General features: G+C 63.9%; 22 protein-coding genes. 15 read left to right on the top strand and 7 right to left on the bottom strand.

The features are described from left to right. The first annotated feature begins 1 nt into the window (after position 1). Positions 2-2,380, top strand: coding sequence for a TonB-dependent receptor (locus tag Q8Q53_RS15070; protein WP_305702603.1), 2,379 nt, complete (start codon positions 2-4; stop codon positions 2,378-2,380). Between the two features lie 167 nt (positions 2,381-2,547). Then, positions 2,548-4,053: an AMP-binding protein gene (locus tag Q8Q53_RS15075; RefSeq protein ID WP_305702604.1), complete on the top strand. Its 1,506-nt coding sequence runs from the start codon at positions 2,548-2,550 to the stop codon at positions 4,051-4,053. Positions 4,054-4,090: 37 nt separating this feature from the next. Here Q8Q53_RS15075 and Q8Q53_RS15080 read toward each other — a convergent pair whose 3' ends face one another. After that, a complete protein-coding gene (locus Q8Q53_RS15080) occupies positions 4,091-4,855 on the bottom strand; it encodes an aspartate/glutamate racemase family protein (RefSeq protein WP_305702605.1) in 765 nt (254 codons plus the stop codon). Between the two features lie 30 nt (positions 4,856-4,885). Further along, the gene (locus Q8Q53_RS15085) at positions 4,886-5,668 is read right to left on the bottom strand and encodes an IclR family transcriptional regulator (protein WP_305702606.1); all 783 of its coding nucleotides are present in this window, start codon (positions 5,666-5,668) and stop codon (positions 4,886-4,888) included. 304 nt (positions 5,669-5,972) lie between these two features. On the opposite strand from Q8Q53_RS15085, the gene Q8Q53_RS15090 reads away from it, so the two are divergent. The 7 genes from Q8Q53_RS15090 to Q8Q53_RS15120 all read left to right on the top strand — a co-directional run bounded on the left by Q8Q53_RS15090 (position 5,973) and on the right by Q8Q53_RS15120 (position 15,200). Then, positions 5,973-8,369, top strand: coding sequence for a TonB-dependent receptor (locus Q8Q53_RS15090; protein WP_305702607.1), 2,397 nt, complete (start codon positions 5,973-5,975; stop codon positions 8,367-8,369). A 126-nt stretch (positions 8,370-8,495) separates the two neighbouring features. Further along, complete coding sequence (locus Q8Q53_RS15095) at positions 8,496-9,848, top strand: Rieske 2Fe-2S domain-containing protein (protein WP_305702608.1); 1,353 nt, start codon at positions 8,496-8,498, stop codon at positions 9,846-9,848. Further along, entirely contained in the window at positions 9,832-10,857 is a 1,026-nt protein-coding gene (locus tag Q8Q53_RS15100; RefSeq protein ID WP_305702609.1) for a 2Fe-2S iron-sulfur cluster binding domain-containing protein, read from the top strand. The genes Q8Q53_RS15095 and Q8Q53_RS15100 overlap by 17 nt, the downstream gene beginning before the upstream one ends. Before the next feature lie 55 nt (positions 10,858-10,912). After that, complete coding sequence (locus tag Q8Q53_RS15105) at positions 10,913-11,785, top strand: VOC family protein (protein ID WP_305702610.1); 873 nt, start codon at positions 10,913-10,915, stop codon at positions 11,783-11,785. A gap of 4 nt (positions 11,786-11,789) precedes the next feature. Further along, a complete protein-coding gene (locus Q8Q53_RS15110) occupies positions 11,790-12,971 on the top strand; it encodes an amidase (protein WP_305702611.1) in 1,182 nt (393 codons plus the stop codon). A gap of 2 nt (positions 12,972-12,973) precedes the next feature. Then, complete coding sequence (locus Q8Q53_RS15115) at positions 12,974-14,311, top strand: M20 family metallopeptidase (protein WP_305702612.1); 1,338 nt, start codon at positions 12,974-12,976, stop codon at positions 14,309-14,311. 55 nt (positions 14,312-14,366) lie between these two features. Beyond that, positions 14,367-15,200, top strand: coding sequence for an alpha/beta fold hydrolase (locus Q8Q53_RS15120; protein ID WP_305702613.1), 834 nt, complete (start codon positions 14,367-14,369; stop codon positions 15,198-15,200). Between the two features lie 216 nt (positions 15,201-15,416). Here the strand turns inward: Q8Q53_RS15120 and Q8Q53_RS15125 are convergent, their stop codons facing one another. Both Q8Q53_RS15125 and Q8Q53_RS15130 read right to left on the bottom strand, forming a co-directional pair. Next, a complete protein-coding gene (locus Q8Q53_RS15125) occupies positions 15,417-16,001 on the bottom strand; it encodes a winged helix DNA-binding protein (protein WP_305702614.1) in 585 nt (194 codons plus the stop codon). Positions 16,002-16,126: 125 nt separating this feature from the next. Further along, a complete protein-coding gene (locus Q8Q53_RS15130; RefSeq protein WP_305702615.1) occupies positions 16,127-16,918 on the bottom strand; it encodes an Asp/Glu racemase in 792 nt (263 codons plus the stop codon). 182 nt (positions 16,919-17,100) lie between these two features. Here Q8Q53_RS15130 and Q8Q53_RS15135 point away from each other — a divergent pair, with 182 nt between their 5' ends. Then, positions 17,101-17,373: a hypothetical protein gene (locus Q8Q53_RS15135; RefSeq protein ID WP_305702616.1), complete on the top strand. Its 273-nt coding sequence runs from the start codon at positions 17,101-17,103 to the stop codon at positions 17,371-17,373. Between the two features lie 70 nt (positions 17,374-17,443). On the opposite strand, the gene Q8Q53_RS15140 is transcribed toward Q8Q53_RS15135, so the two are convergent. Together Q8Q53_RS15140 and Q8Q53_RS15145 are read right to left on the bottom strand one after the other, a co-directional pair. After that, positions 17,444-18,469: a peptidylprolyl isomerase gene (locus Q8Q53_RS15140; RefSeq protein ID WP_305702617.1), complete on the bottom strand. Its 1,026-nt coding sequence runs from the start codon at positions 18,467-18,469 to the stop codon at positions 17,444-17,446. 168 nt (positions 18,470-18,637) lie between these two features. Beyond that, complete coding sequence (locus Q8Q53_RS15145) at positions 18,638-19,231, bottom strand: amidohydrolase family protein (RefSeq protein ID WP_305702618.1); 594 nt, start codon at positions 19,229-19,231, stop codon at positions 18,638-18,640. On the opposite strand from Q8Q53_RS15145, the gene Q8Q53_RS15150 reads away from it, so the two are divergent. Then, positions 19,212-20,246, top strand: coding sequence for a 4-hydroxyphenylacetate 3-hydroxylase C-terminal domain-containing protein (locus Q8Q53_RS15150; protein ID WP_305702619.1), 1,035 nt, complete (start codon positions 19,212-19,214; stop codon positions 20,244-20,246). The genes Q8Q53_RS15145 and Q8Q53_RS15150 overlap by 20 nt on opposite strands. Positions 20,247-20,264: 18 nt before the next feature. Continuing rightward, on the top strand, positions 20,265-21,647 hold the full coding sequence (locus tag Q8Q53_RS15155) for an MFS transporter (RefSeq protein ID WP_305702620.1): 1,383 nt from the start codon (positions 20,265-20,267) through the stop codon (positions 21,645-21,647). Positions 21,648-22,036: 389 nt separating this feature from the next. On the opposite strand, the gene Q8Q53_RS15160 is transcribed toward Q8Q53_RS15155, so the two are convergent. Next, positions 22,037-22,366 carry a hypothetical protein gene (locus Q8Q53_RS15160; protein WP_305702621.1) on the bottom strand — a complete coding sequence of 110 codons (330 nt, stop codon included), beginning with the start codon at positions 22,364-22,366 and terminating at the stop codon, positions 22,037-22,039. Between the two features lie 211 nt (positions 22,367-22,577). On the opposite strand from Q8Q53_RS15160, the gene Q8Q53_RS15165 reads away from it, so the two are divergent. From Q8Q53_RS15165 to Q8Q53_RS15175, 3 genes are read left to right on the top strand one after another with little or no spacing between them, the layout of a single operon-like run. Continuing rightward, positions 22,578-23,864 (top strand): nodulation protein NfeD, encoded by a 1,287-nt coding sequence (locus Q8Q53_RS15165; protein ID WP_305702622.1) that lies wholly within the window; start codon positions 22,578-22,580, stop codon positions 23,862-23,864. A gap of 4 nt (positions 23,865-23,868) precedes the next feature. Continuing rightward, a complete protein-coding gene (locus tag Q8Q53_RS15170) occupies positions 23,869-24,636 on the top strand; it encodes a slipin family protein (RefSeq protein ID WP_305702623.1) in 768 nt (255 codons plus the stop codon). A 7-nt stretch (positions 24,637-24,643) separates the two neighbouring features. After that, the gene (locus Q8Q53_RS15175) at positions 24,644-25,198 is read left to right on the top strand and encodes a hypothetical protein (RefSeq protein WP_305702624.1); all 555 of its coding nucleotides are present in this window, start codon (positions 24,644-24,646) and stop codon (positions 25,196-25,198) included. Positions 25,199-25,201: the final 3 nt, after the last annotated feature.

The following is a 25,201-nucleotide window of genomic DNA, read 5'->3' on the forward strand; positions in this document are numbered from 1 at the left end:
CATGGTGGCACTACAAACTGTCCGCGCCTTGCGCGGGCTGAGGGGATCGTTTTTGCTTGGCACGGCGGCGCTGTTCGTCGCGACGCCTGCGTGGGGGCAAGCCGCAGAGGAGCAGCAGGCCGAATCCGGCTCCGCGCTGGATGAAGTCATCACGGTGACGGCGCGCAAACGCGCGGAATCGCTGCAGGATACGCCGATCTCGATCACGGCGTTTTCCGACCGGGCGCTGGAAGCGCGCGGAGTCCAGAGCACCGATGCGCTGGCGCAGCTGACCCCGAACATGACGCTTCAGAACAACCCCTCGTTCAGCGGGGCCAGCAACAGCGCGTCGATCTATATCCGCGGCGTCGGCCAGCAGGATTTCGTGCCAACCGTGGAACCGGGCGTGGGCGTGTATGTGGACGGCGTCTATGTCGCCCGCTCGGTCGGTGCGATCCTGGATCTGGTCGATTTCGAACGGATCGAAGTGCTGCGCGGGCCGCAGGGCACGCTGTTTGGCCGCAACACCATCGGCGGGGCGATTTCGATCACCACCAGGGCCCCGGACGATCAGCTGTCGTTCAGCGGTTCGGCGACCTATGGCACCGACAACCTGACCGTGTTCAAGGGCACGGTGAACCTGCCGCTGTCGGATGCGGCCGCGCTGCGGGTGACGGGGGGATACTTCGGGCAGGACGGCTATGTCACGCGCACGTTCGATGGCAAGCAGCTGGGCAATTCCAACCGCTTTGCCGGACGCGCCGCGCTGCGCCTGAAGCCGCAGGACGGCTGGACCGTGGACATCGGCTTCGATGGCACCACCGCGCGCGAAAACGGTCCGGCGATGTCGCTGATCGGCATCAATTACGGCACGACTACCGATCCGGCGACCCCGCCCTTCGCCGACATTTCCAACATCATCGCCAACGTCATGGCGGGCGGCGGCATGGTCCCGTGCGCCACCCCGGTCAGCCCGCTGAACCTGTCGGTCGCGGGGTGCTATGACAACCGCTATGTGCTGGGGCCGGATGCCAACGCGGGCACCGCGCCGTCCTATTCCAATTCCGATATCTGGGGCGCCAGCATGGTCCACGCGATCGAGCTGGGCGATGACCTCGACCTCAAGAGCATCACCGCCTATCGCCGGTTGACCGGCACCTTCGCGCGCGACGGCGATGGCTCGCCCGTCACCATCGCGCAGTTCTATGACCGGATCGAGCAGAAGCAGTTCAGTCAGGAATTGCAGCTGCTGGGCAAGAGCTTCGACGGCAAGCTCGACTGGATTCTGGGCGGCTATTACTTCAAGGAATCGGGTATCAACGTGAACCGGCTGCTGTTCACGATTTCCGAATTCCAGTCGGGCGGGGCGTTTCGCAACGAAAGCTTTGCCGCGTTCGGGCAGGGCACGCTGGCGCTGGGCGACATGGTCAAGCTGACGGCGGGGCTGCGCTATACCCATGACCGCAAGGCGTTCCACCCCGATCAGGTGATCCTGGCCAACCGCGCCGCGTTTCTGGGCGCGCCGTTCAATTCGCCGATCTTTGACGCAGGCACGCGGGTGCTGCCGAATGTGGAAGCGAAGGTCAGCTTCAGCGAAGTGACGCCGATGGTGAACCTGGCGTTCCAGCCCACGTCCTCGCTGATGACGTATGTTACCTGGTCGCGCGGGTTCAAATCGGGCGGGTTCAGCCAGCGGGTGTTCCCGCCGATCATTCCGGGGGTGACCACGCCGATCACCGATCCGGTCGCCGCAATCCCCTCGTTCGCGCCGGAACGGGTCGACGTCTATGAAGGCGGGGTCAAGTTCCAGACGCCCGACCGGCTGGTGACGCTGAACCTTGCGGCGTATTATACCGACTACAAGGACTTGCAGGTGCAGGTCTTCACCAGCGTCGCGCCGGTGTTCCGCAACGCCGCCAGCGCAACGATCAAGGGCTTCGAAGCCGAGGGCCAGCTGCGCCCGCTGCCGGGCCTGCTGATCGAAGGCACGCTGGGGCTGACCGATGCGTCGTACAAGGGGATCGATCAGGCGACGACTTACATCAACCCGGCCAACATGTTCGAACGCGTGTCGAAGTGGACCGCATCGGCGGCGGTGACGTACGAGATCGAACTGCCGGGCGGATCGACCCTGCGGCCCCATGCCGACTGGTCATGGCGCAGCAAGTTCTACAACAACACCTTCAACACTGCGCGGATCGCGCAGCCGGGCTATCACCTGTTCAACGCCAGCCTGGGCTGGTCGTCGGCGGATGAAAAGTTCGGGCTGGCCGCGACGGTCAAGAACATCGGCAACGAACGCTTCCTGCTGTCGGGCATTCTGGTCGATGCAATCCAGGCGTTCGAAGGCGTCTACAATCGCGGGCGCGAATGGTCGGTGACGGCTTCGGTCAAGTTCTGACCGACTGGTCCGTGTGAAGCGGCGCAGGCTGTCCGGGGGCCGGGCAGCCTGCGCTGTTTGTTGCGCCGCACTTGCGAATAGTGAGAGTGCGGTTTTGGATTGGCGGGCCGACCCGGCTATGGGCAGCCTGCACGCGCCGCGCGATCAGCGGCGAGAGGGACCGGATCATGTCTGACAACATCGTTGATACCTTCTACGCCCGCCAGCAGGCCCACGGCGCCAAGCCGGCGATCGTCTGGAACGGCGCTGTCGTCTGCACGTTTGCCGAACTGCCGGACCATGTCGGGCGTTACCGTGCGGCGCTGGCGCAGCTGGGCGTGACGCGCGGCGAGCGGGTCATGGTCAAGACCGAGAATTCGCCCGCGTTCGTGTTCACCTATCTGGCGGTGCTGGCCAGCGGCGCGATCTTCGTGCCGATGAACGCGGCCTACACCGCTGCCGAAGTTGAACTGCTGGTCGAGGACGCGGACCCGGTGCTGCTGATCCACGCGGACAAGACCGCCGTCCCGCCCGCCGGAACCGACCGCACCGCGCGCGCAACGCTGAACGGCGATGGCAGCGGATCACTGACCGATCTGGCCACCAGCCTCAGCCCTGATCTGGCGGTCGAGCCGATGGCGGCAAACGATCTGGCCGCGATCCTGTTCACCTCTGGCACCACCGGGCGGCCCAAGGGGGCGATGCTGACCCATGGCAACCTGGGCAGCAATGTCGCCGCGCTGTTCGAAACCTGGCAGTTCTCCAGCGACGATGTGATCCTGCATTGCCTGCCACTGTTCCACGCCCACGGGTTGTTCGTTGCGCTGCATCTGGGCCTGTTCAGCGCTGCAACGCTGCGGATGTTGCCCAAGTTCGATGCCGCCAAGGTGATTGCCCAGCTGGGCGAGGCGAGCGTGTTCATGGGCGTGCCGACGTTCTACACGCGGTTGCTGGAAAGCGCGGACTTCACGCGCGACGCCACAGCGGGCATCCGCCTGTTCATCAGCGGCTCCGCGCCGCTGCTGCCGTCCGTCTTCGCTGCGTTCGAGGCGCGGACCGGGCACCGCATTCTGGAACGGTACGGCATGACCGAAACGGTGATGATTACCTCCAACCCCTATGCGCAGGCCGGGCGCATTCCGGGCTCGGTCGGCTATCCGCTGCCGGGCGTGAGCGTGCGGATCGTCGGCGCGGACCGCTCGGAACTGCCGGCGGGCGAAGTCGGCGAGATCGAGATGCAGGGGCCGAACCTGTGCGCCGGATACTGGCGCCGGGCCGAGGCGACGGCGGAAAGCTTTTACCCGGACGGATTCTTCCGCACCGGCGACACCGGCTTCAAGGATGAAACCGGGCGCGTCACCATCGCCGGACGGTCCAAGGACCTGATCATTTCTGGCGGCTACAACGTCTATCCGGCCGAAATCGAGATGCTGCTGGCCGAAGTGCCGGGGGTGCAGGACGTCGCCGTGTTCGGCGTGCCGCATCCCGACTTTGGCGAAGCGGTGATGGCCGCAATCACGACCGAAGGCACCGCGTTCGAGATGGCCGCGATGGACGCGCTGATCGCTGAGAAGCTGGCGCGCTTCAAGCAGCCCAAGACGGTTCACGTGCTGGACGAGTTCCCGCGCAACGCGATGGGCAAGATCCTGAAGAACGTGCTGCGCGATACCTACAAGGGCAGCTTCGCGAAATGACGGCCGGTGGCGGCGGGTTGACCCGCCGCCCCGGCGTTCAGAACACCGCCGCCACGCTGGCCAGCACATCCGACGGGTTTTCGGGCGTGTGATAGGTCAGCTTGGAATGGCTCAGCCCCAGGTCGAGCAGCGTTTCGCACTGCTTGAACGCGACCAGCCCCGGATTGAGCACCGGCACTTCCAGCCGCTCGCTGAGGAACTGGTGCGACTGGTGCATCGTGGTCGATCCCAGGATGATCGCGTGGGCGCCGTCCTCGTCGATGCACTTGCGGCACGCGGCCAGCAGGGCATCGAACACGATCTCTTCCTTGCCCGCCAGCAGTTCCTGCGTATCCGGGCGCACGCCGATGTCGCGGATCGAGGCGAGGCGTTTTTCCAGCCCGGTTTCCAGCGCCAGCTTTTCGTAAATCCAGTGCCACTGCGGCCACATCGTCACGACCGAGAACCGCTTGGCGAGGTCGGCGGCCAGGAAGAACGAGCTGCGGCCCGGTCCGGTGACCGGGATCGACAGGCGTGAGCGCAGCGCGGAAAGGCCGGAATCGCTCATCGTGTTGATGCAGACGGCGGCATAGCCTTCGTCTTCGGCGCGCATCCCGGCTTCAAGGCAAAAGGCATCGGCCATGGTCGCTTCATAGAGCGAATCGAGCGAGCTGGTGCCATTGCGCACGCCGGTGAATTCGACTTCGATCCCCGGCCGGACCAGTCCGGGCGGCATCTGCGCGGCAAAGCCCGCCAACGCTTCGGGCGGCAAGGGCACCGGAACGATCATCTTGATGCGCTGACTGATGATGGGGCTGGTCATGATGCGTTGGCCTTGATGAAGGGGCAGGGGTCAGTGCGCCGCGCGCGGGGCGGACCCGCGCCGGAACAGCTTGGTTGAAATGGCTGCGGCATGGCCGGTCAGCTGGGTGACAAGCTCCTGGATCTGCGCGCGGGACAGTTCCGTGCTGTCCTGCGACGCAGACAGCGCGGCGATCACGCGCCCGTCCGGGTGGAGGATCGGCACGGCCACGCAGCGCAAGTTATCGAACATCTCGCAATCGTCGACCGCGAAGCGGCGGTCACGGATGGCGGCGAGTTCACGGTCGAGCGCTTCGGGGGTGATAATGGTCCGGGCGGTTAGCGGCGGAAACGGCCCGTCGGCCAGATAGGTGTCCCGGTCATCGGTGGACAGGTCAGCCAGCAGCACTTTGCCCAGCCCGGAACAGTAAGCCTCCAGCTTGATCCCCGGCGTGGTTGGAATGCGGTTTGCCCGGTTGGCGCTGCGCGCGATGTAGGTGACCATCCGTTCGCTATCCAGCACCGCCACGTGCGCGGTCGATCCGGTGGTGCGGGTGATCCGGCTGAGGATCGGCATCGTGGCCGAGGCCAGCAGCGTTTCAAAGCTGGAGCGGCGGGTCAGGTCCAGCATCCGCAGTCCGATGGCATATTGACCGGGTCCGGTGTGAACCACCGCGCCCAGCGCTTCCAGCGTGGCCAGCAACCGGTGCGCGGTCGCCACGGACAGGCCGCAGCGTTTTGCCATGGAAGGCAGGCTGACGCAGTCATCCTCTGCGGCCAGACAATCGAGCAGGGCAAACGCCTTGCCGACGGATTTGATTTCCGGAGTCGCCATCGATTTCTCCCTCAGACGTCGGACCGATTCGCGCACTTTTGGGCGTCGAAATCGTTTCGAAGTGATTTCGAATGCATTTTGTATAGAAAATCAATAGAACGTCAATCCGAGTGGAATCGGGCCTTTCAGGAACGGTTCGAAACGCTGATCTCATAATCCGAGAACGCAGAGGGGGCGGGCTTTTGACAGACGCGATTCGGAGGTCGCAATCTGCATTCCACGCCATGGGGGCGATCGAACGAGCCGCCGGTCATTCAGGCGACCGGCACCGGCTCGTAAAAAAAGACACAGGGAGTTACCGGGTATGCGAGCACGAATTCTTTTGGCGAGTGCCGCCCTGGCCGGACTGGCCATGGCAGATGTGGCTTACGCACAGGACGCGGCGGATGAGGCCGTGGCCGATAATGGCGACGCGATTGTCGTAACCGCGCAGCGCCGCGCCCAGTCCAAGCAGGACGTCGGGATCGCGATTGCCGCTTATGGCGGCGATGAACTGCGCTCGATGAACGTCTCGTCCAGCACCGATGTCGCACGGCTGACCCCCGGCGTGCATATTTCGGGCAATGTCGGCGGGCAGATGAGCCAGTTCACCATTCGCGGCGTCACCCAGAACGATTTCAACGACGCGGTCGAAGCCCCGGTCGCGGTCTATGTCGATGACAGCTATATCCCCAACATGCAGGGCCAGACCTTTGGCCTGTTCGATCTGGAACGGGTCGAAGTGCTGAAAGGCCCGCAGGGCACGCTGTTCGGCCGCAACGCCACGGGCGGGCTGGTGCATTACGTGGTCAACAAGCCGACTGACGAACTGGGCGCGCGCATCGACGGCACGTACGGCCGGTTCGATACGGTCAAGCTGGAAGGCGCGATCAATCTGCCGCTGGGCGAAAAGGTCGCGCTGCGCGTGTCCGGCCTGTATGACCGCCACGATCCGTACTGGAAGAACGTCTATCCGCAGGGCGCAGCTGGCGGCGTGCCGGTCAATCTGGGCGGCGTGACCACCCCGTGCTGCCAGAACGAATCCAACAACGATACGCTGGCGGGCCGCATCCAGTTGCAGTTCAAGCCGACCGAAGACTTGACCATTCGCCTCGTTGGCGCCGCATCGCGCCAGCATTTGTCGACCGGTCCCTACACCCAGTCGGCCACAGTCGCGGTGGTGGACTCGCTCGGCCGCGTGGTGAACTCGATCTACGCCAGCCCGACCGAAACCCGCACCGCGATCGACCAGAACGGCAACAACTACACCAACTTCGCCGGGGCTCCGGCGTCGCGCCTGCCGGGTGCGGACTGGTTTGGTTTCAAGGTGCCGGACCCCAAGAAGCTGGAACTGTCGAAAGACTTTGCGGTCGCCGACCTCAACCGCACCGAGACCTGGAACGGCGCGCTGCACATCGATTACGATTTTGGCGACGTTTCGCTGGTGTCGGTCACAAACTACATGAAGTTCAAGAAGAACTTCGCGATGGACGTTGATGGATCGGCCACCAACCTGGTCAACTACGGCACCATCGGCGATACCGACAGCTTCTCGCAGGAACTGCGCATCGCCGGTTCGGGCGAAGGGTTGGAGTGGACGGCCGGCGTCTATTACCTGAACGTCAATGCGAAGTCGTCGAACGGGTTCCTGGCCCCGGCGTACTCGATCTTCTCCAGCCTGTTTGGCGCGACGACCACGGGCATCGACCTGGTCAACTCGTTCCGCCTGAAGACGGAATCCGCCTCGATCTTTGGTCAGGTGGAATATGAAGTTGCCCCGGCCGTCAAGCTGATCGTCGGCGGCCGCCTGATCCGCGAGCATCAGGAATACAACTTCGTCTCCAACGCGATGAGCGACAACGATCCGCTGCGGATCGATGCGAACAGCACCGTGCTGTTCCCGCTGCAACCCAGCTTTGCGCACAAGCGCACCGATACGCTGTGGGCGGGCAAGGCCCAGCTGGAATACCGCCCCAACCGCGACCTGCTGCTGTATTTCGGCATCAACCGCGGGGTGAAGGGCGGCAGCTACAACGCCAAGCTGCCCGACGGCACGCCGCCGCTGGCGAATAACCAGATCCCGTATCTGCCGGAAGAGATCATGTCCTATGAAGGTGGCTTCAAGGCCACGTTCCTGGACGGCAAGGCGACCTTCAACGCCGCCGGGTTCTATTACGACTACTCGAACTATCAGGCGTTCACGTTCGCCAACGTGTCGGGCTATGTCCAGAACCGCCCGGCCCGCACGTACGGCGCCGAAGTGGAACTGAGCTTGCGGCCGATGGACGGGTTGCAGCTGGGCGCGGGGGCATCGTTCTTCAACGCGCGGGTCAAGGGGCTGGAAGTGGCACCGGGCGTCGTGCGCGATGTCCGCCCGGCCTTTGCCCCCGAAACCCAGCTCTCGGGCCGGATCAGCTATAGCCCGCCGGTCTCGGTCGCGGGCGGCAAGCTGACGTTTGGCGCGGATGCCAGCTATACGGCCGGGTTCTACCACAACCTGCGCAACTTCGATGCCAACTGGCTGAACGGCTATGCGCTGTTCAACGCCCGGATCGGCTGGGAAGACGAAGCCGAGCGGTTCCGCCTGGCATTCTTCGTCAACAACATCGGCGACAAGCGGCACAAGACGGTCGGCTACGACCTCTCGACGCTCTGCGGCTGCACCGAGGAATCCTATGGCCGCCCGCGCTGGTGGGGCGTGACCGCCGGTTTCACCCTGTGATCTGAACTACCCTGCCTGGGGGCCCTGCGCAGGCAGGGCCCCTCTTTTCCGGCAGATCCAGCCATCAACCCGAAGAGAGCCGAACGCCGGATCCAGGGGAGAGACTATGAGAAGGAAGGTACAGCCATGAACGATGCAACTCCTGTCCGCCGCCGCACACTGGTCCGCAAGAACGAGATCAGCGCCGACCGGATGAACGACGAAAAGACCCAGAGCCAGTATCAGCCCTACAAGGACGCCGCCTGGGGGTTCATCAACCACTGGTATCCCGCCCTGTTCAGCGAGGAACTGCCCGAACAGGCGGTCGAAGGCATCCAGATCGCGGGCGTGCCGATCCTGCTGCGCCGCGCGGCGGGCAAGCTCTATGCGATCAAGGACCAATGCGTGCACCGCGGCGTGCGGCTGTCGGCCAAGCCGATGTGCTTCAACGACACCTCGATCGCCTGCTGGTATCACGGCTTCAACTTCGACCTCGCCACCGGCGTGCTGAACAACATCGTCGCCAACCCGGACAGCAAGCTGATCGGCAAGACCGGCGTGACCACGTATCCGGTCCACGAGGTCGCGGGCATGATCTTCGTGTTCGTGCGCGAAGACGATTTCCCCGATGAGGACGTGCCGCCGCTGGCGCACGACCTGCCGGTCCGCTTCCCGCAGAGCAGCGAGGAATACCCGCACCCGTTGTGGCCTGCGGCCCCCGGCATCCTCGATGAAAACGCGGTTGCGCTGGGGATGCACCGCACCGGCCAGAGCAACTGGCGGATCGCCTGCGAAAACGGTTTCGACAACGCCCACATCCTGGTTCACGCCGACAACGCGATTGTCCATGCGATGGACTGGGTGCTGCCGCTGGGCATCCTGCCCGCCACCGACGACGCGATCACCCTGATCGAGGAAGAGGATGGCCCCAAGGGGCAGATGCAGTGGCTGTTCACCGATCGCTGGACCCCGGTGCTGGAAAACCCGGCCCTCGGCCTCAAGGTCGAAAACCTCAAGGGCCGGTTCTATCGCACCTCGGTGGTGCTGCCGGGCGTGCTGATGGTCGAAAACTGGCCGGAAGAACATGTCGTCCAGTACGAATGGTACGTGCCGATCACCGACGACCTGTACGAATACTGGGAAGTCATGGTCCGCATCTGCACCACGGACGAGGAACGCAAGAAATTCCAGTATCGCTTCGACAACCTCTACATGCCGCTGTGCATCCGGGGCTTCAACGACTGCGACCTCTACGCCCGCGAGGCGATGGAGGAATTCTATGCCGACGGTACCGGCTGGGATAACGAGCAGCTGGTTGAAACCGACATCTCGCCGATCACCTGGCGCAAGCTGGCATCGCGGCACGCCCGCGGGATCGCCAAGCCCGGCAAGGGCGTGACCAACGCGACCAAGACCTCCAGCATCCGCATGCGCCGCCTCGCCCAGGGCAAGGCACCGGGGTACAAGGTCGAGAAAATCGAAAATGTTAACTCCTACTAAGACGACGATCGCGTTCAGCGACGGCATCGAACACGAACTGACGGTTGAACCCGGCCAGAGCGTGCTCGACGCCGCGCTGGCGGCGCAGGCGCCGGTGTTGTTCCAATGCGGCACCGGCAGCTGCGGCAGCTGCCTTGCGCATCTGGACGAGGGCGAGGCGGAACACCGCGCGGGATCGAGCAGTTCACTGCTCCCGTCCGAGCGCGAGCAGGGCTATCGCCTGCTCTGCCTGACCGAGGCGAGGGGCGCGTGCAAATTCTCGGTTGGCTATGACAGCGCCGCCGGGGCCGGACGGCCGATCGAGGGCAAGTGCTTCGTCAACGCGGTCGAACGGATCGCCACCGACGTGGTCCGGCTGGAGCTGGAACTGGCCGAAGGATGCTGGATGGATTTCCGGCCCGGCCAGTTCATCCAGGTCAAGGTGCCCGGCACCGACGCGGTGCGCAGCTATTCGATGGCAACCACGGTCGCCGATCTGCCGAAGATCGAACTGCTCATCCGGATCCTGCCCGGCGGGGTGATGTCGGACTGGCTGGTAAACCGCGCAGCCGTGGACGATGTGGTCGAAGTCAGCGGGCCGTACGGGCAGTTCTTCCTGAAGGACAAGGTCCGCGCGCCGCATGTGATGATCGCGGGCGGCACGGGCCTTGCCCCGATGCTGGCGATGATCGACGCGCTGCGGGTCGCGCCGGGGCGCAAGCCCAAAGTTCTGCTCAGCTTTGGCTGCCAGACGCCGGACGGGCTGTTCAGCCTGGAGCCGATTGAACTGCGCCAGCACTGGATGCCGACACTGGACGCGCGAATTTCGGTCGATCGGGGCGAACCGGCAGACGGCATTCGGGTGGGCAATCCGGTGGCCGCGATCACGGCTGAGGACGGCCTGACGACTGACAGCGTGGCTTACCTCTGCGGGCCGCCCGCGATGATCGAAGCCGCGCGCAAGCACCTGGAGCACCTGGGGCTCGCCCCGGAAAACATCTTCGCCGAGCAGTTCGTCGCCAGCAATTGAGCTGTGCCGCCGAACCTTGGCAACCAACTGAAAAACTACGGCAAGGAGTATGGAGATGGGCGTCGACAGTCTGGGCTATGTGGCCTTCAACGTTGCCGATTTTGACCGCTGGCGCACGATCCTGACGCAAGTGTTCGGCATGGAGCCGCGCGCCCGCGACGGCAGCGACGCGCTCGATTTCCGGATCGACGAAAACCACCATCGCATCACCCTTTACCCCACCGGCGAAGACAGTGTGGCCGTGGTCGGCTGGGAAGTCGGCAGCATCGCCCGGCTGGAGGAACTGGCTGCCGAGCTGCGCTCGCGCGGTGTGGAGCTGACCGCAGGCACCCCGGCGCAGTGCAAGGCCCGCAAGGTCAGGCAGCTGTACCATTACACCTGCCCGGTGATCGGCTGCCCGACCGACATCTATTACGGCCCGCTGGTGTCCCACACGCCGTTCGCGCCCAGTCGGGGCGTGGCGGGTTACAAGACCGGCGAACTGGGGCTGGGTCACATCGCGTTCTGGGTGAAAGACCTCAAGGCCACGCTGGCGTTCTATCAGGAGGTCATGGGCTTCGCGATTTCCGACTACATCGCCTGGGACGATAACGACGCGGTGTTCCTGCACTGCAATGCGCGCCACCACACCCTGGCGCTGATGGCCGAGGCCGAAGGGCGTCCTGGCGGCAAGTTCCAGCACCTGATGGTCGAATCCACCTCGCTCGACGATGTCGGCTATGGCTATGACATCGTGCGCGATCTGGGCGTTCCGGTGGCGATCGAGCCGGGCAAGCATTCCAACGACCACATGCAGAGCTTCTACCTCAAGTCGCCGTCCGGCTTCTGGGTCGAATACGGCTATGGCGGGCGCGAGATCGGTCCGGACTGGGAGGTCAAGAACTACGACCAGCCGATGCTCTGGGGCCACCGGATGGTCGGGAACTAAGGCCATGGGCGTTGCCGAATGTCTTAGCCGGATCCATGCCCGCGACGGTGCCGTGCGCGCCTGGGCTTATGTTGACCGCAGCGCCACCGGCGGCGAAGGGCCGCTGGCCGGGGTCGTGCTGGGGGTCAAGGACGTGATCGACGTGGCGGGCATGCCCACCACGCACGGCTCGCCGATCTATGCTGATAACATCGCGGCGCAGGATGCCGCCGCCGTGGCGCTGCTGCGCGCGGCGGGCGCGGCCGTGCTGGGCAAGACGGTGACGGCGGAATTCGCCACCTATCACCCTGGCCCCACGGTCAATCCGCGCAAGGTCGGCCATACCCCCGGCGGGTCGTCGAGCGGCTCGGCGGCGGCGGTGGCGGACGGGCAGGCCGATATCGCGCTCGGCACGCAGACGGCGGGATCGATGATCCGCCCCGGCAGCTTTTGCGGGACGCTGGCGTTCAAACCGACCATCGGGCGCTATCCGGTGGCCGGTGTGCTCGATACGGCCCCCAGCCTCGACACGCTGGGGCTGTTCGCGCGCAATCTGGATGTGCTGGTCGCGGCGGATGCGGTGCTGGGCGGAACGGCAGACTGTCCCGCGCCGCGTGCGCCGCTGCGCATCGGGCTGTGCCGGATGCCGACCTGGGATCAGGCGAGCGCCGAAATGCAGGATGCGCTGATCGACTTTGCGGCGCAGCTGCACGAGGGCGGCTGTGTGCTCAGCGAAGTGACACTGCCCGAACCGTTCGCACGGTTGCAGGATGCGCAGATGCTGATCCATCGCACCGAAGCGGCGCAAGTGCTGGGTGCGATCCGGCACGAGCATCCCGGCGACGTCAGCGAAGAGTTCCGCGCGATGATCGACGCGGGCACGGCGACGGACCCGGCGGACTACGCCGCAGCGCGCGCCGTGCAGGACGAGTGCAAGCGTCTGCTCCCCGCCGTGTTCGCCGCCAGCGATCTGCTGCTCGCCCCCGGTGCGCCGGGGGCTGCACCGGAAGGCATCGGCGCAACCGGCGATCCGTTGTTCCAGCGCATCTGGACCGCCGTGGGCGCGCCGTGCCTGGGCTTTCCCGCTGCGTGGCGCAGCGACGGCCTGCCGCTGGGACTGCAAGTGATCGGCCTGCCCGGCACCGACCGCCAGCTGCTGGCCGATGCCCAGACAATCATCGCCCATGCCGCGCTGAAGGAGGCCTGAGAATGGAACCGAACGAGATTCCGACAGCCGCAATGCCGTTCACGCCGGAAATGGAAGCGGCCTATGCCAAGGCGCGCGCGCGGCTGGATGCGGGGCGGCTCAAGCAGTTGCTGTTCGAGATCACCGATATCCATTCCCCCACCGGCGCGACCCGCAGCGTGGCGGAATTCGTGGCGCAGCGGATGCAGGCGGTAGGCCTGAAGCCCACGCTCGATCCAATGGGCGATATCTCGGCGAACGTGCTGGGCGAAAAGCGCGGGTCGGGCGGCGGCGCGACGCTGCTGCTCTACGCGCCGATCGACACGCACCTTGAAGGCAATGACAGCGATTTTCCCTGGGCCGGGCCGGAACAGTTTGCGGACTTGCGCCCCAGCGCGAAGATGGTGGGCGACTGGGTCTACGGCCTCGGTTCGTCCAATCCCAAAGCAATGGTTGCCGGGATCATGGAAGTGGCGACCGCGCTGATTGAGGCGGACGTGCCGCTGCAAGGCACGCTCAACGTCGGGTTTGCCGATGGCGGGATGCCGGTGACGATCCCGCAGCGCAACAACGCCGGGATGAGCCACGGCGTTCACCACCTGCTCAATCGCGGGATGGCGCCGGACTTTGCGATCATCATGAAGCCGTGGAACTGGGTCTATTACGAAGAACCCGGCATGGGCTGGTTCAAGATCGCGGTGAAGGGCACGCTGGGCTATGCCGGGGTGCCGCGCGGGCTGGATGCGTTCCGTTCGTCGGTGGTGCCCGCCGCCACGGTGATCCTGGAACTGGAACAGTGGCTGATCGACTATGCCGAGCGCAACAAGTCGGGCGATATCTATCCGCACGGCTGGATCGCGGGCGTGCGCGGCGGCTGGATTGAACGGCCCGCATTTCCGAGCGCGGTGACCGAAATCTTCTTCGATGTGCGGATCAGCCCGCGCACCACGCCGGGCGAGGTGAAGAGCCAGTTCGAAGCCTTCATGGCCGACCTTGCGGCGCGCTTCCCCGACATCGACTGCGATTGGGAAATGTACGGATCGGCCCCCGGTGGCACCACCGATCCCAATAACTGGATCATCCAGTCGGCCCGGCGCGGGTGGGAGGAGATCGAGGGCAGGGCCTATCCCAGGCCCGAACCGCTGGGCGGGCAGACCGATGGCGCGGCGCTGCGCCGGCTGGGCGTGCCGACCGCGCGGATCGGCTGGCCCTGGCCGGCGGATGGATCGCCCGAACCGATCGCCGAAGGGCTGGGCGGCATGGGCGCGACCTATGTCCCCGACCTGATGCCGTGCCTGGAGAAGATCCTTTACGCCTGCATCGACACCCTGATGCGGCCCCGCGCCGACCTGGGCCTGTGATTATTGGGCCTTTGACTTCTGCGTCCGACTGGACGGCACCCGAATGGAGCAAAAAATGACTGACAATCCTGAAATCGGCAAAACGCTCGCGACCTGCGGCTACACGACCAATTACCATGATGAAGGGCAGGGCGAGGCCGTGCTGCTGCTGCATGGTTCTGGCGCTGGGGTTTCGGCCTGGGCGAACTGGCGCGGGCTGATCCCCGGCCTGTCGGAGCGCTACCGCGTGGTCGCGCCCGATCTGGTCGGGTTTGGCTATACCTCGGTGGCCGATGACTATGAGTTCAAGTTCATGGACAGCTGGATCGATCAGCAGTTGGCCGTGATGGACGGCCTCGGCATCGAAAAGGCGCACATCGTCGGCAACAGCTTTGGCGGCGCGGTGGCGCTGTGGATGGCCTGGCGCGCACCGGAGCGCACCGGGCGGCTGGTGCTGATGGGCGCGGGCGGGGTGCCGATCGTGGTCGGCCCGGAACTCGCCGCGCTGTGGGGCTACAAGCCTTCGCCCGAAGCCATGCGCAACGCGATGAGCGTGATGGCCTATAACCAGGCGCTGATCACCGATGAGCTGGTGGAAATGCGCTACCGCGCCACCATGCGCCCCGGCGCGCAGGAGGTGTTCGAACGCGTCTTCCCGCTGCCGCACCAGCGCTGGCTGGATGCCGAGGCGCTGCCGATCCACGGGCTGCAAGCCATCGAGAATGAAGTGCTGCTGATCCATGGCCGGGAAGACCGGGTGGTGCCGCCCGAAGCATCGCTGACGATGCACCAGCTGCTGAAGAACTCGCAGCTCCACTCCATCGGCAAGTGTGGTCACTGGACGATGGTCGAACACGCCGTCCGGTTCCGCCAGCTGGTCGAGAACTTCCTCGACGAAGCCAGCGCCTGAACTCTCCAGCGCCCCGGCGTCCCACGTGGGCGCCGGGGTTGGGGCGAGCAGGGCGACCTCCCCGCTTGGCCCGTCCGTGCTGAGCTTGTCGAAGCATTGTCCTGTGCTTCGCGCATCAGGCACCGCCCCGCGCAAGCGAAGAGCAGCCCTTCGACAAGCTCAGGGCGGTCGGGTGCTGTGGGGCGTTACGGGGTTATCACCCGGTGCGCGGGCGGCCTAATACTGCGCGTTATAAGTGGTCGAACTGCGCGCCATTTCCTCATAGATGCCGGTCAGTACGCTGATCAGCTTGGTCATCTCGGACATGCGTTCGTCCACGTTGGAGATGGTGCCGATCGCCTTGATCAGCAGGTCGCTGCGGATCGCGGCATAGCCATCGGTGATCTGCTTGCCCTGTTCGGTGACGACATAGGCAAAGCTCTTGCCGGTCTTGTCCTTGGACTTGCTGATCAGGCCCGCGGCTTCCAGCTTGCGCAGGCTGTATTGCAGGTTGGCCAGATCATCGCGGTTCATCATCCGGGCAATGGTGATGCTGTTCTTGGGCCGGTTGTGCATCCGGATGATGTGCAGGATCATGTGTTCGGCGAACTTGATATCCTCGTCCACCAGCAGCGAACTGCACGTCGAAACCCAGCGCGCAAACGCCTCGTGCAGGCGGATCAGCCCCCACTCGAATTCGGTCACCAGAACCTCGGTCCCGGAATTGGCGAGATGCCAGTTCTGATAGTACTTCGGTTCCATTCGCTTCCCTGATTGCGCCGTCCGGATCGGTTCGAGCTTGGTCACTCGCGAAGTAGTCATGGATTCAACCCTTTTTCAATCCCGGCTGACCGGCTGCCCCCGGACTTGCGTGGGCCGGGCCGATCCGGCCCCGGCCAGCAGGCACCCACAGTCGGGGCCGCGCGCGGGCAGTTCATTGTTCAAAATCAATCGGCTGGGTTGGCGCTGCCGCCCGGATGCAGCGGGCGGAACTGGTCCGACAGGGCAAAGCCCGCGCCAGTGCTGACCGGCTCAAGCGCCAGTTTTTGCAGCATGACCCGCGCGGTGCTGGTCGCGGCGGTGATGACCGGCAGGCCCAGCTTGTCCTGAACCGCCTCGATCGCGCTGAGCGAGGGCATCTGGACGCAGGCCGACAGCACGACCGCATCGACCCCGCTCAGGTCCAGCCGGTCAACATCGCCGATCAGCGCCAGCGGATCGCGGCGGCCCACGGCCAGGTTGTCGGGGATTTCGAGTGCAATCGAATCCTGCACCGGGATCCCCTCGTGCGCGATGTAATCGACCACCAGATCGGTCAGGGCGCGCATATAGGGCGTGACGATCGAAACCTTGCGGCAGCGCATCTCATGCAGCACCTGCACCAGCGCCCCGGCGCTGGTGACAATCGGGCAGGCATGCCCCGCAGCGGCCACGGCCTCGCCCAGCCGGACCTCGCTGACGCAGTGATAGCCGCGCCCGGCCGACATGATGGCGACCAGACAGGCATAGCCGATCACGTCCACTTCGGCGTCGGCCAGCTGCCCTGCGCAGCCCACGCTTTGCGCGTCCATTCGGGCCAGTTCTTCCTTGGTGACGTGCTTCATCGCCATGCGCGCGGAGTGGAACGTGAACTGTTCCGGCCGGATCGCCTGCCGCGCGATCAGCATGCGCGGGATTTCGGTTTCCATCGTGGTGTTGGAACTCGGCACGATCTGGCCGATCCGGTAGGTCTTCGACATCGCTCAATCCCGCTTTTTCGCCAATCGCTGTGCCTGCCTCTTAAAGGCCCCGGTATGTCAGGCAACGCGGCCACCGCGCGCGTTTCTCACTTGGTGAGAGGTGCTTATGGGATTGACGGACGTGTCCGTGTTCCGGCAGGCGCCAGACAGCAGCACCGCCAGTCGGAACGAAAGAGCAAGCCATGACCGCGCCATTCACAATGCAGGATCTGCGAGACCACTTCGCCCACTGTGTCCAGGTGTTTGGCGGGGTGACGCCGTCCTCGCGGCGGCTGGGCATCGACGAACGCGCCATCCGGCGGTTCATCAACGGCGAGCTGCCGCTCAGCACCGCGCTCCTGCACGACACCGCAGCCGCACTGCGCGTCCTGATCGCTGAGGCGGCGGCGGCGGAAACGCACATCGCCGCAACGTTCGGCGCGCAGCCAGCCGACCGGCAAACCCCGCCGGGCTAACGCCGAGTTCGCGTTCCAGGCAGGCCTCTACACTGCCGTAATCCCGGTCGATCGCTTCAAGGAACCGACTTCAGGGAACCCGCCGCACCGGCACCGGAATGTTGCAGATATCCGCGCCGCCGGCCGGACGGATGAAGAATGCATCGCGCCGGTTGCCGCGGGCGTCGGCATAGCGGGCAAAGCTGGCGCTTTCGGTGGAGAGGTATTCATAGCCGGGCAGGTCCGCGCGTTCGGTGCCGAGCCGGACGGCGGTAATCGCGGTGCGCTCCTCAGCCGTTTCATAGAACCCCAGCGGCCCGGTCCCGCGCGGCAGGCTGGACAGGTGCTCGATCCCCTCGATCACCCGGCCGACCAGCGCAATGTTGCGATCCAGATGACGCGGGGCGTGGCCGATCACGGTGTAAAGCTCCGCGCCGGTGCCGGTATCGGGCGACATGTTCCGCCCGGCGCCGACCATGCCATAGCAGTGGACCGGCCAGAGCCCGACATCGGCATCGGCTGCCACAGGCCAGCCTTGGGTGAAGCCGGTGGCTTTTGCATAATTATCACCCTTGCCAAGCTCACTAGCGATAAAGCTTTTCCGTTCGCGGCGCAGCTTGGCAGGGCTTTTGACCACAGGAGTGCATTCCGGGCACTCCTTCTTGAAGCGGGCAGTTTCTGCGGCATACTCCTTGTCGCTGCCGCTGACGTATTCGCTCTCCGGCATCACCGCCAAACCTTCGGGCAGTTTGCGCGCCTTCGCCTTGTCCTCCGCATCGGGATCGCCCCACTGCGTGACGTAATTGTCCTGCACGCGGACCACGGCGGTGCCGTCCCAGAACCGCGCCGCCGCCAGCTTGCGGATGTTGCCGGTCCACCCTTGCGAAAATGGCGCGGGCAGCAGCTGGATCACCACCCGGCGCGCCTTGCCGGCGGCGGTGGGGGCCAGCTCCATCACCAGCAGGTCGGCGGGCGCGATCCGCACCCAGTCCGCCGCAGGCGCGGCGGCGACGATCTCGGGCGGGGAGAGGCCAGCGGGGGGAAGGGCAGGCTGGTCCGCGGCCAGCGCCGGGGCGGCGGTCAGGATCGCGATGATGGGAAGCAGGTTCTTGCGCATCGCCCGATCATGCCACCATGCGGCGCGCAGGAAAAGGCGGGGCGGATTTTCCTACTTGCGCAAAACCTGTCAGAACCGGGGGGCGCTCCTTGCAACCGCCGTTTCGCCCCCGCCCGCAATTGCGCGGCGTGGATGACTTTCATCAACTAACTGCCAGTCGGCCCCGAATCAGTCTGTCTGGATCCCAAACAGGGCCTGCGCATTTCCGCCCATGATCGCGGCCCGGTCTGCCGGGGCAAGCGGCATCTGGTCAAGATGTTCGGATCCCAGGTCGATAAAGGGATAATCCGTTCCGAACATGATCTTTTCGGTCCCCGCAAACGTCCGCACCATTTCGATGAACGGAGGGAAAAACGAACAGCTGTCATACCAGAAATTGCGCGCAAACTCGCTCGGCAGCCGGGTGATGTACTGCTGGCAATCGGCATAGTTGCGAAAGCCGTTGTCCAGCCGTTCGATCATGTCAACGAACGCGGCCCCGGTATGGGCCACGACGAACGGGAAATTCGGGTTCCGTTCGAATACACCGGCATAGATCATCCGGGCGATGGCAAGGCTGGTGTCGAACAGGAAGCCGACCCTGACACCCAGCGCATATTCATCCATCGCATCGACAAACGTCGGCACCATCGGATGCTGAATTACAGGCATCCGCAACTGATCGAGCCGCTGCCACAACGGTTCGAGCGACGGGTCGCTGAGCGCTACCCCGTTGAGATTGGAGCCGAGCGCGATCCCGACGATGCCCGGTGCCGATCGCACCCGCTCCAGCTCTGCCAGCGCGGCTTCGACATCGGGCAGCGACAAGGCGCACGGCGGCGTCGAAGGCATGAATGCCGATCTGGCCCTGCGGGTGGTGCGCCGGACGCCTTCCAGCATCATCGTGAGCGGGGCGAAAGTCCTGGCGACCTATGGGCCGTTTGCCGACGAAATGTTCGTCTATCCCGGTGGTGAGGCGCTGCCCGAACACGCCCGCGACTATGCGCTGATGTTCTCCATCCCCGTCAACACCAAGGGGCTGATCCAGGTGTGCCGGGACCACTATGGCATCCCCAGGTCACGCGAAGACGCGCCGTTCTCCTCACGGTTTGACGAACAGGACACATTCCTGATCTTCGACGAGGTGGAGGTGCCGCTGGAGCGCGTGTTCATCGACGGCGATGTGAAAACGCACAACAGCCTGGTGCGCAGCGGATGGGCTGCAAACATCCAGCATCAGACGACCACCCGCGCAGCCGTGAAGCTGGAGTTCGCCTATCAACTCGGCGCGGCGATGGCGAATGCCATGAACATTTCCAAGCGTCCGGATACTGCCGCGATGCTGGGCGAAATCCTGACCTTCGCGCGGCTGACTCGCGCCGCAACCAAGGCGGCCGAGACGAACGCGCGCGACTTCGGCAACGGGGCGTTTTTCCCGGACGAAAAGCCGACCAACGCAATCCGCTGTTCGATGGCACCGTGGATGGTGCGGACGCAGGAAATCCTGATCCAGATCGGCTCGCACAACCTTCTGGCCACGCCCTCGCTCGCTGCGTTCCGCAATCCGGAGATGGCTGACTTGCTGGATCGCTATCTACCCGGCGCCAATGGCGTGACCGCGCAGGAGCGGAGCCGTCTGTTCCGGACTGCATGGGATTTCGCAGGCTCGGCGCTGGCTGGCCGCAACACCCTTTACGAGCGTTTCTACCTCGGCAGTCGCCCGCGCGCGCTGTCAGGTGATCATGCTCGCGAAATGGTGACCAAGTCGTTCGACCATCTGGAATCTTTCCTGGGCTGAGCCCGTCAGGATGACCGATTGAAACAACAATCGGCCCAGCAGTCCAAAGGTGTCGAAGTCATGCAATCAATCCAGAATCTGGATCAGTTTTTCGAACTGAAAAGACCCAAGGCGTTCTCGAACAGAGTGGTTCTGGTTTGCGGCCTGATGGCCGCAATCGAGGCGATGGACGTCTATGTCCTGGGGGTCATCATTTCCCCGATGGCGAAGCATTTTGATGTGTCGCTGGCCTATTTTGCAATCGTCTTCACGTTTCAGGCGGTCGGTCAGATCATCGGCACTTATGTCATTGCGCCGTTGGCTGACAGCCATGGCAGGCGCCCGGTGATCCTGTTCTGTACGGTCGCATTCGGCATCCTCACGCTGACCAGCGCCTTATCTCCGACCTTGCCGATCTTCATCGCCCAGCGTGCAATCGCATTCATCTTTATCGGCGGGGCGATCCCCAATATCTTTGCCATCGCTTCGGAATATGCAGCAGGGCAGGCACGGCACCGCAATTCCCTGATAATCGGCAGCTTCCACGGGATCGGTGCAGGTATGGCGGCCCTGGCGGGCGGGTTTTTGTTGTCCTACGGCTGGCAAGCCCCGCTGATTGCTTGCGGCATACTCACGCTGCTGTCTGCCGTTCTGGCGTATATTTACGTGCCGGAATCGCTGCGGTTCCTGGCCGCATCGGCGGACCGGTCAGACGCGTTGAAAAGCGTCGTAAGAAGGATCGACCCGTCGCTGAATCAGGTGCGACTGGATCTTGCCCCGCCGCCTGCGACTGCGCCGAAAATGCGCGTCGCGGAATTGTTTACACCGGAACTGCGCAGGGCAACGCTGTTGCTGTGGGTCATCGGGGCAATCACCCTGTCGCTGCTCAGTTCGATCGCCCAATGGCTGCCGACGTTCATCCACACCTATGGCATGGTGGACCTCAAACAGGCCGCTTACATGACATCGCTCAACGGGCCGGCTGGCGTTCTCTGGCCACTGGCGTTGATCTGGCTGATGCGCAGATTGGGAATATCGCGGGGCATGACCCTGAACTACACTCTGGCTGCGATCGCTTTCAGCTGCTTTGCCCTTCTTCCGCTTTACGCAAATATTGGCTGGGTTCTGGCCATTGGCCTCGGGGCGTTTCTGGGCGGCGCGACGAGCGGCTTCTATGCACTGTGCAACATGGTTTATCCGACGCGGGTTCGCGCGACGGGAACAAGTTTCGCGGTGGGCACCGGGCGCGTCTTTTCGCTGTTTGTGCCGGTTTTGGGAGGAATTGCCGTTTCTTCCAACATCAGTGTTACGGTTGTCGCCTCGGCGATTGTTGTTCCTCTGCTGATTGCCGCCGCCGCTGCCTATCTGATTGGCCGAAACGCCGATGCTGCCCCGGACGAAATGCCGACTGGGCAGCGTTAAAGCGGCATCCGCGTGGGAGAACAAGGCGCACCGCAGCACACTGAGCGTTAGGCCGCACAGCATGCCAATCTGCTTGCCCAGCGTCTTGAGAGTGCCCTGAATGCTGGTCGGATGCCGGGCCCCGTCGAATGAAGTTATCTCATTCCATCGATCGGCAAGCGTTTCAGCAGTGATCGTCCCGGGCTCGAACATCGCACCCTTGGCCTGTTTCCAGGGGAGCTTTGCCAGCCAGCCGCCGCCTGCTTCGAAAATGCTGCCGTTCTCCTGCGAGTGTGGTGACAGAGCAGCGCTGCCAGATTCGCAATCGCCGTCCCTGGCGGCAGACCTTGAGCGTGTGTCGGTCGACATGATCCCGAAGCAGGGCCGGGTGCAACAGGTGCAAAGCGAATTCACGCATGACGGCGCGGAGACACTGTAAGCGCACGCCAGGCCGTAAACTCATAGACGGCGACATCGAGGTTTGAGCCAAAATGGCTCAGTGCAAGGAAGGAAAGCGCAGGAATATGTCGATATTTCATGATTTCCTGACGCGGAAATGGGCCATTTTGGGCAAATCCCTGCGGGACGCTGGAATGGCTTCCAGCTCGAACAAACCCGCCCTTGGAAAGGCTCCCAGCCTTCCCTGCGTGCAGCTTCGCCCGACCTGTTCGCCATTCCAGCGCCTCGAAGACGCCGTTTATGAGTTTACGGCCTAATACATCCAGCTTCATCCTGCGCATTCTGCTCGCGTCCAGGCCCTGGATATGGCAAGCTCCCGAAGACGGAAAATCTGGTTCGTTCGATGATGGGCGGCCATAGGGAAAGGAGTTTCCCATGGGCAGATCAAGCCGCATTTCACCTTTGCGATGGCTCCTCCTGCTTTGCCTGCTGTTTGGAGTTTCGCTGCCCTTCGCCCGCGCCGAACGACCGGCACCGGGCCGCGAAGTTCCCGTGCTTTCGATCGAAGGGGCGATCGGCCCTGCTACGGCTGACTATGTCGCGGGCGGGATTGCTTCAGCTGCTGAAGCAGGGGTGCCAATGGTCGTGATCCGCATGGATACGCCCGGAGGCCTGGATACCTCGATGCGCGAGATCATCCGTGCGATCGTCAATGCCCCGATACCGATCGTCACCTACGTCAGCCCCAGCGGCGGGCGTGCGGCGAGCGCCGGTGCGTTCATCCTGACCGCCAGTCACGTCGCGGCCATGGCGCCGGGTACCAATGTCGGCGCCGCCACCCCGGTCCAGTTGGGCGCACCTGCCGCCCCTGATCCGCAGCCGCCAGCCGAGGACCCGAACCAGGCCGGGGCTGACAAGCCCACCGGAACGACCGCCGGAAACGCAAGCGAGGCCAAGGCCCGCAATGACGCCATCGCCTATATCCGGTCGCTGGCGGAAATGCGGGGGCGCAACGCGGACTGGGCCGAGGCGGCAGTTCGCGACGCGGCAAGCCTCTCGGCGCAGGCTGCTCTGGCGCAAAACGTGATCGATATCGTCGCCCGCGACAACCAGGACCTGCTCGTCCAACTGAATGGCCGCAGCGTCAAGGTGGGCGGCGGCGATGTGCGTCTCGACACGGGCAACATGGTGCTCAGCGAGGTCGGACCCAATTGGCGTACCCGGCTGCTGAGCGTGGTCACCAACCCCAACATCGCACTGATCCTGATGATGATCGGGGCCTATGGTCTGCTGTTCGAGTTCATGAATCCGGGTGCGCTCTATCCGGGCACCATCGGTGCGATCTGCCTGCTGGTCGGGCTTTACGCGCTCTCGGTACTGCCGGTGAACTATGCCGGGATCGCGCTGATCCTCCTTGGCATGGCGCTCATGGCGGCGGAGGCCTTTGCACCATCCTTCGGCATCCTCGGCATTGGCGGCGGGATTGCCCTCGCGCTGGGTGCCGCAATCCTGTTCGACACCGACGTCGCGGAATTCCGCATTGCGCTGCCCGTGCTGGGCGCGGTCGCCGTTGCGAGTTTGGGGGCAACTTTGCTGACGACGAGGCTGGCGTTGAAATCGCGTCATGCCAAGGTTGTCAGCGGCCGCGAAGAGATGATCGGTGCATCGGGCCGGATCGTGGACTGGGATGGGTCCAGTGGTCACGTCCACGTTCACGGCGAACGCTGGCGCGCCTGCGGTGCGGGTGAACTGCACACTGGCCAGCTTGTCCGAGTGGTCGCGATCGACGGCCTGACCTTGTCGTTGGAACCGGCGGATTATCGCCACAACAGGAGCTAGTGCCATGGAAATTCTCAGCGGCTTCGCCTTCTACATACCACTGGTTTTGATCGCGCTGATCTTTCTGATGGCGGCGATCAAGATCCTGCGTGAATATGAGCGCGGCGTGGTGTTCACGCTCGGCCGGTTTACAGGGGTCAAGGGGCCGGGGTTGATCATCTTGATCCCGTTCGTCCAGCAGATGGTGCGGATAGACCTGCGCACCATCGTGCTTGATGTACCGACCCAGGACGTGATCTCGCGGGACAACGTTTCGGTCAAAGTCAATGCGGTGCTCTATTTCCGGGTAATCGCGCCGGAACTGGCAACCATTCAGGTCGAGAACTTCATGCAGGCGACCAGCGAACTCGCCCAGACCACGCTGCGTTCCGTACTGGGCAAGCATGAACTCGATGAAATGCTGTCCGAGCGTGACAAGCTCAATTCCGACATCCAGGAAATCCTCGATGCCCAGACCGATGCCTGGGGCATCAAGGTTGCCAATGTCGAGATCAAGCATGTCGATATCGATGAATCGATGGTCCGGGCCATTGCCAAGCAGGCCGAGGCGGAGCGCGAACGTCGCGCCAAGGTGATCAATGCCGAAGGCGAGCAGCAGGCAGCGCAGAAGCTGCTGGAAGCGGCCGAGATCCTTGGTCAGCGGCCGGAAGCGATGCAGTTGCGCTATCTCTCGACTCTCAACGTCATTGCAAACGAGCGCAGCTCCACCATCGTCTTTCCCTTTCCGATCGATTTCATGGACCTGCTGAAATCCACCAAACCGCAGGAATGAGGCGCAGATGCCAGTTCCGGAAAAGCAGCGCGGCATCATTGATCTCAGGGTCCGGACTCCCGGCGACATGTTCCATGCGTTCGACCCGTCACCGATGGTCAGCCGGGACCTTGATAACGAAGTGGAGGCCTACATCGTCGAGAGTGCGCTGGAATTGCCAGAGCGGGTCTACCGCCTGGTGATTCATGTCGCCGAGCCAGAAGTGGACAGGGACAGCAAGGAAACCATTGCCGCCGCCATCCGGTCCTATTTCGCCTATCGGAGCGATGTGCAGGCCCGCCGCCTCAGACTGTTGCTGCGCGAGGGTCGGCAAGCACTGGTCATGGGGCTGGGCTTCCTTGCGCTGTGCTGGGGGCTTGGCTTTTGGGCGACCGAGGCAGTCCCCGTGCCCTTTGGCGAATTTCTGAGCGAAGGCCTGCTCATCATCGGCTGGGTGGCCAACTGGCGCCCGGCTCAAATCTTCCTCTATGATTGGCGTCCGATGCAACAGCAGCGCAACATTCTCGACGAACTTGCCAAAATGGACATTCACTTTCGCATTGATCAGCCGAGCCCGCATTGATCC

The organism is Novosphingobium sp., assembly GCF_030699305.1.
Lineage (GTDB): Bacteria > Pseudomonadota > Alphaproteobacteria > Sphingomonadales > Sphingomonadaceae > Novosphingobium.

Bases quoted from the DNA above. Each gene is read 5' to 3' on its own strand.
- Q8Q53_RS15105 (WP_305702610.1), top strand. From the start codon at position 10,913: ATGGGCGTCGACAGTCTGGGCTATGTGGCCTTCAACGTTGCCGATTTT.
- Q8Q53_RS15175 (WP_305702624.1), top strand. From the start codon at position 24,644: ATGCCAGTTCCGGAAAAGCAGCGCGGCATCATTGATCTCAGGGTCCGG.
- Q8Q53_RS15080 (WP_305702605.1), bottom strand. From the start codon at position 4,855: ATGACCAGCCCCATCATCAGTCAGCGCATCAAGATGATCGTTCCGGTG.
- Q8Q53_RS15120 (WP_305702613.1), top strand. From the start codon at position 14,367: ATGACTGACAATCCTGAAATCGGCAAAACGCTCGCGACCTGCGGCTAC.
- Q8Q53_RS15150 (WP_305702619.1), top strand. From the start codon at position 19,212: ATGCCCGGTGCCGATCGCACCCGCTCCAGCTCTGCCAGCGCGGCTTCG.
- Q8Q53_RS15125 (WP_305702614.1), bottom strand. From the start codon at position 16,001: ATGACTACTTCGCGAGTGACCAAGCTCGAACCGATCCGGACGGCGCAA.
- Q8Q53_RS15135 (WP_305702616.1), top strand. From the start codon at position 17,101: ATGACCGCGCCATTCACAATGCAGGATCTGCGAGACCACTTCGCCCAC.
- Q8Q53_RS15070 (WP_305702603.1), top strand. From the start codon at position 2: ATGGTGGCACTACAAACTGTCCGCGCCTTGCGCGGGCTGAGGGGATCG.
- Q8Q53_RS15095 (WP_305702608.1), top strand. From the start codon at position 8,496: ATGAACGATGCAACTCCTGTCCGCCGCCGCACACTGGTCCGCAAGAAC.
- Q8Q53_RS15100 (WP_305702609.1), top strand. From the start codon at position 9,832: ATGTTAACTCCTACTAAGACGACGATCGCGTTCAGCGACGGCATCGAA.
- Q8Q53_RS15115 (WP_305702612.1), top strand. From the start codon at position 12,974: ATGGAACCGAACGAGATTCCGACAGCCGCAATGCCGTTCACGCCGGAA.
- Q8Q53_RS15160 (WP_305702621.1), bottom strand. From the start codon at position 22,366: ATGCGCAGGATGAAGCTGGATGTATTAGGCCGTAAACTCATAAACGGC.
- Q8Q53_RS15170 (WP_305702623.1), top strand. From the start codon at position 23,869: ATGGAAATTCTCAGCGGCTTCGCCTTCTACATACCACTGGTTTTGATC.
- Q8Q53_RS15075 (WP_305702604.1), top strand. From the start codon at position 2,548: ATGTCTGACAACATCGTTGATACCTTCTACGCCCGCCAGCAGGCCCAC.
- Q8Q53_RS15090 (WP_305702607.1), top strand. From the start codon at position 5,973: ATGCGAGCACGAATTCTTTTGGCGAGTGCCGCCCTGGCCGGACTGGCC.
- Q8Q53_RS15085 (WP_305702606.1), bottom strand. From the start codon at position 5,668: ATGGCGACTCCGGAAATCAAATCCGTCGGCAAGGCGTTTGCCCTGCTC.
- Q8Q53_RS15130 (WP_305702615.1), bottom strand. From the start codon at position 16,918: ATGTCGAAGACCTACCGGATCGGCCAGATCGTGCCGAGTTCCAACACC.
- Q8Q53_RS15140 (WP_305702617.1), bottom strand. From the start codon at position 18,469: ATGCGCAAGAACCTGCTTCCCATCATCGCGATCCTGACCGCCGCCCCG.
- Q8Q53_RS15110 (WP_305702611.1), top strand. From the start codon at position 11,790: ATGGGCGTTGCCGAATGTCTTAGCCGGATCCATGCCCGCGACGGTGCC.